This window comes from Chitinimonas sp. (assembly GCF_041904975.1).
Taxonomy (GTDB): Bacteria; Pseudomonadota; Gammaproteobacteria; order Burkholderiales; family Chitinimonadaceae; genus Chitinimonas.
Genome location: NZ_JAYRLZ010000321.1, coordinates 1 through 4,439 on the forward strand (window position 1 = coordinate 1; position 4,439 = coordinate 4,439).

Here is a 4,439-nt window from a genome sequence, read left to right on the forward strand (position 1 = left end):
GGCACTGGCCGCGCTGGCGCTCGGGGTACGCGAAAGCCGGCCACTGGCGCCACCTGCGGCGCAATCGGCCATGCGCCTTGGTCGCATCGAGCGGCGCCTCGCTTGGCTGATCGCCCTGATCGGCCTGTTTACCGTGGCGCGGGTAGCCGAGACCTTTGTGATCCTGCGGGCGCGCGAGCTGGGCTTCAGCGTGGTGAGCTGCCTGTTGCTGTGGGCAGCGTATTCGGCTGCCAAATCGCTTGCTGCCTTGCTCGGCGGCCGTCTGGCCGACCGCTGGGGACACGACCGCTTCTTGCTGGGCAGCTGGTGCCTGTTCGCCCTGGTATTGCTGGGCCTTGGCGAGGTGAACAGCAGCTACGGCTGGTGGCTGGCCAGCGCGCTGTATGGTGCGGTGATCGGCCTGGGCGAAGGGGTGGAGCGCGCCATGGTGCGCAATAGCGCCGACGCAAGCCGGCAGGGCGAAGCATTCGGTTGGTACTACCTGGTGTGTGGCCTGCTGGCGATACCGGGCGGTCTGGCATTCGGCAGCCTGTGGCAGCAGCTTGGTGCTGGCAGCGCCTTTACCGCCGCCGCCCTACTGGCTGGCCTGGCGGCCGGCGGCCTGTTGGTCTGGCTGCGGCATCAGCGCGATTAATCTCGCGTTCGCGGTTGAAGCTGCTCCCACGAAGTTCAACGAACCAATCGTTTCGGCATCGCGCAAGGCGCCGGCTCCGTTAGAATACGGCCTCTGCTTTTGCCATGGGCGCCCGACCTCACCGGTCGGTGCTCACCAACCTGCCGTTCACTGAGCCTAGCCATGCTTGACCCACATCTGCTCGACCAAGTTGCTGCCACCGTACGCGCCGTCGCGGCGGCCGAGGTGATGCCGCGCTTTTTGCGGGTGGGTGCGAGCCGCAAGGATGATGGCTCACTGTTCACCGAGGCCGATCTGCAAACCCAGCATGCGCTGGAGCGAGCCTTGCCGACTTTGGTCGATTGCCCGGTGCTGGGCGAGGAGATGAGCACCGAGCAGCAACAAAGCCGCTGGGCCGGCCACGAGCAGATCTGGGTCATCGACCCGATCGATGGCACCACCAATTTCGTGCATGGCCTGCCCTACTTTGCCATTTCGGTGGCGCTGATGGAGCGGGGCCGGCCGGTACTGGCGGTGATCTACAACCCGGTGGCCGATGAAATGTTCACCGCCCTCAAGGGCCATGGCGCCTTTATGAACGGCCAGCCGCTGCCCTTGAAAAAGCATGTGCCGCAAATGACCGAGGCGATTGCCGGCGTGGAAGTAAAATGGCTGGGCGGCAAACTGCCGCTGCGCCTCGCTTCGGTGGCGCCGTTCGGCAGCCAGCGCAATCTCGGTGCCTCGACGCTGGACTGGTGCTATCTGGCCGCCGGCCGTTTCGATGTGTATGTGCACGGCGGCCAAAAGCTATGGGACTATGCGGCCGGCTGCCTGCTGCTGAGCGAGGCCGGCGGGCAGATGACCAGTCTCTATCACGATGATTACTGGGACGACGATGTCTGGCAACGCTCGGTTATCGCCGCGCTGAATCCGGGCCTGTATGCGCAGTGGATGAAGTGGGTGAAGTACAACTTGTGATGAGGCTCGGCCTTTTGTTCTTGCTGTGGCATTTGTTCTGCGCCAAGCGGAGCCTGGCGTTGGGCGACAGTGTTGGGCGGAGCCTGGCGTTTGGCGGCAGTGTTGGGCTGAAACGCGCTTTGCTGTTTTAACCCTACTCCCCCCGCCCTCACTCGGCCACCCCGCCAGCGTACTCACTGCACTACCCCCTCTCCCCTGGCGGGATAAGCAGAGCCACGGCGGGCGTCGTTTGACCGCCTTGGCATCGCTTAGGCGTTACATCAGAGGGCTGGGGAGAGGGGGCGCCGTAGCGCATCACTCCGCCGCCGCCACAGCTAAAGTCTGCCGGCGCTCACCAGCCCGTGAATGACCGATCCCATATACCCTGTAGAAGCAACCATGACCGCGACACCGACTCCACCACCCGCAGCCCCCAAGTCCATTGCCATCATCGGCGGCGGACCGGCCGGGCTGATGGCGGCCGAGGTGATCAGTGCTGCCGGCTACAAGGTCGATGTGTATGACGCCATGCCCTCGGTCGGGCGCAAATTCCTGCTGGCCGGGGTGGGCGGGATGAATATCACCCACTCCGAAGGGCTGGATGCCTTTATCGGCCGCTATGCGCCACGGCAGCAGGAAGTGGGCCGCCTGCTGGCCGACTTTACCCCTGATGACCTGCGCGCCTGGGTGCATGGCCTTGGCATAGACACCTTTGTCGGCAGCTCGGGCCGGGTGTTTCCCACCGATATGAAGGCGGCGCCCTTGCTGCGAGCCTGGCTGCACCGGCTGCGTGCTGCCGGCGTGGCCCTGCATGTGCGGCATCGCTGGCTGGGCTGGACTGATGATGGTGCGCTACGCATCGCCTCGCCGGCTGGCGAATTGGCTATCCGCCCCGCTGCCACCGTGCTGGCACTGGGCGGCGCCAGCTGGCAAAGGCTGGGCTCGGATGGCGCATGGGTGCCACTGCTGGCGGCGCAGGGTATTGATATCGCGCCGCTGGCGCCGGCCAATTGCGGCTTCGATGTGGCATGGAGCGAGCCGTTTCGCAGCAAGCATGCCGGCCAGCCGCTCAAATCGATCGCACTCACTTTCACCGATGTGGACGGTCACACCGAGCGCAAGCTCGGTGAATGCGTGGTCAGCCAGCATGGTGTGGAAGGCAGTCTGATCTATGCCTTTTCGCGGCGCATCCGCGACAGCATCGCGGCCCATGGTCATGCCACGCTGTGGCTGGATCTGGCACCGGGCAAGGAAGCGGAACGGGTATTGGCGGAAGTAAGCCATCCGCGCGGCTCCCGCTCCTTATCGAGCCATCTGCAGAGCCGCGCTGGCATCACCGGGGTCAAGGCCGGTCTGCTGCGCGAGTGCCTGCCCCGCGACGCCTATCAGGACCCGGCCCGCCTGGCGCAGGGCATCAAGGCGCTACCAGTCCGGGTTTGCGCTGCGCGGCCGATCGATGAAGCAATCAGCAGCGCTGGTGGCGTCTGCTTTTCCGCGCTGAATGCGCAGCAGATGCTGCAAGCGCTGCCCGGCGTCTTCTGTGCTGGCGAAATGCTCGATTGGGAAGCACCCACCGGCGGCTATCTGCTCAGCGCCTGCTTTGCCAGCGGCCGCATGGCCGGCCATGGTGTGCTGGATTGGCTAAGCAGGCGCTGAGCCAGGTCGATGACCGCCTCGCTGCTCGGCGTTTGCCGATTGCATCAGGCAGGCTGGCGCAGGCCTTCGACGGGCAGGCCGGCTTCGATCCAGTCTTTTTTGCCTTCGGCATATACCGCTACATCGGTGTAGCCAAGCTGTGCCAGGCGCTGCGCCGCAATATGCGAGTTCTGGCAGGCAGCACTGGCACAGTACACCACCACCTTGGCCTGCTTGGCCGGGATCAGCCCGGCAGCCAGCGCATCGACCTGGTCATGCGGCATATGGCGCGCGCCGGGCAAATGCTCGGCGTCATAGTATTTGGCCGGCAAGGCCTCCAGCAGGTAGAGCCCGCCTTGGGCCAGTTGCGACTGCAAGGTATGGCGATCGATCAGTTTCACGGTAAGCTCCTCAACATAAATAGTTGCACATGCAACTAGATCAAACTGTAAGCGTTTATAGTTGCACATGCAACTAAATGATTGGCAGGATGCACAATGGCAAAAAGCTATGAGCAAGCGTGGCCGCTGTGGCTGAGGGCACAGCAGCGGGTCATGGAAGACATCGAAGCGGCGCTGGCCCAGGCCGGGCTACCGGCGCTGAATTGGTATGACGTGCTGTGGAATCTCGAACAGGCGCCCGAGCAGCGCCTGCGCATGGCGGAGCTGGCCGACGAGCTGCTGCTGTCGCGCAGCAATCTGACCCGTCTGGTCGACCGGCTGGAAAAAGCCGGCCTGATCAGCCGCATGCCTTGCGATGCCGACCGGCGCGGTTACTATGCGGTACTGACCCCGGCAGGCCAGGCGCTGCGCGAGTCGGTATGGCCGGTCTACCGCGACGCCATCGCCAGCCATTTCATGCGTCACCTCAGCGATGCGGATGCCGCCACCCTGGCCGAGCTGTGCCGCAAGCTCGCCGACGGATAAGCCACTACACGGAACCACTACCCATGCGCCAAGCTGTTGATCTGAAAAAAGCCTATCGCCTGCTCAACCACGGCCCCACCGTGCTGGTGAGCAGTGCCCATGGCACACAACGCAATGTGATGGCGGCTGCCTGGAGCATGCCGCTGGATTTCGACCCACCCAAAGTCACGGTGGTAATCGACAAGAACACCTATACCCGCGAGCTGGTCGAGGCATCGGGCGAATTCGTGCTGAATATCCCCTCGCGCAGCCTCGCTGCCGCCACCGTGGCGGTGGGTGATTGCTGCGGGCGCGAGCTGGACAAATTC

6 protein-coding genes are annotated in these 4,439 nt (G+C 64.2%); 5 read left to right on the top strand and 1 reads right to left on the bottom strand.

The features are described from left to right. The 3 genes from ACE3OH_RS19890 to ACE3OH_RS19900 all read left to right on the top strand — a co-directional run. Positions 1-634: MFS transporter (locus ACE3OH_RS19890; protein WP_374357259.1), on the top strand; the 634-nt coding region annotated here is incomplete at its 5' end. Positions 635-796: 162 nt separating this feature from the next. Further along, complete coding sequence (locus ACE3OH_RS19895) at positions 797-1,591, top strand: inositol monophosphatase (protein ID WP_374357261.1); 795 nt, start codon at positions 797-799, stop codon at positions 1,589-1,591. A gap of 378 nt (positions 1,592-1,969) precedes the next feature. Beyond that, positions 1,970-3,226, top strand: coding sequence for a TIGR03862 family flavoprotein (locus ACE3OH_RS19900; protein ID WP_374357263.1), 1,257 nt, complete (start codon positions 1,970-1,972; stop codon positions 3,224-3,226). Between the two features lie 44 nt (positions 3,227-3,270). On the opposite strand, the gene ACE3OH_RS19905 is transcribed toward ACE3OH_RS19900, so the two are convergent. After that, positions 3,271-3,606 (bottom strand): rhodanese-like domain-containing protein, encoded by a 336-nt coding sequence (locus tag ACE3OH_RS19905; protein WP_374357265.1) that lies wholly within the window; start codon positions 3,604-3,606, stop codon positions 3,271-3,273. 96 nt (positions 3,607-3,702) lie between these two features. Here ACE3OH_RS19905 and ACE3OH_RS19910 point away from each other — a divergent pair, with 96 nt between their 5' ends. Both ACE3OH_RS19910 and ACE3OH_RS19915 read left to right on the top strand, forming a co-directional pair. After that, positions 3,703-4,131, top strand: coding sequence for a MarR family winged helix-turn-helix transcriptional regulator (locus tag ACE3OH_RS19910; RefSeq protein WP_374357267.1), 429 nt, complete (start codon positions 3,703-3,705; stop codon positions 4,129-4,131). 23 nt (positions 4,132-4,154) lie between these two features. Beyond that, positions 4,155-4,439: flavin reductase family protein (locus ACE3OH_RS19915; protein ID WP_374357269.1), on the top strand; the 285-nt coding region annotated here is incomplete at its 3' end.

Bases quoted from the DNA above. Each gene is read 5' to 3' on its own strand.
- ACE3OH_RS19895 (WP_374357261.1), top strand. From the start codon at position 797: ATGCTTGACCCACATCTGCTCGACCAAGTTGCTGCCACCGTACGCGCC.
- ACE3OH_RS19900 (WP_374357263.1), top strand. From the start codon at position 1,970: ATGACCGCGACACCGACTCCACCACCCGCAGCCCCCAAGTCCATTGCC.
- ACE3OH_RS19910 (WP_374357267.1), top strand. From the start codon at position 3,703: ATGGCAAAAAGCTATGAGCAAGCGTGGCCGCTGTGGCTGAGGGCACAG.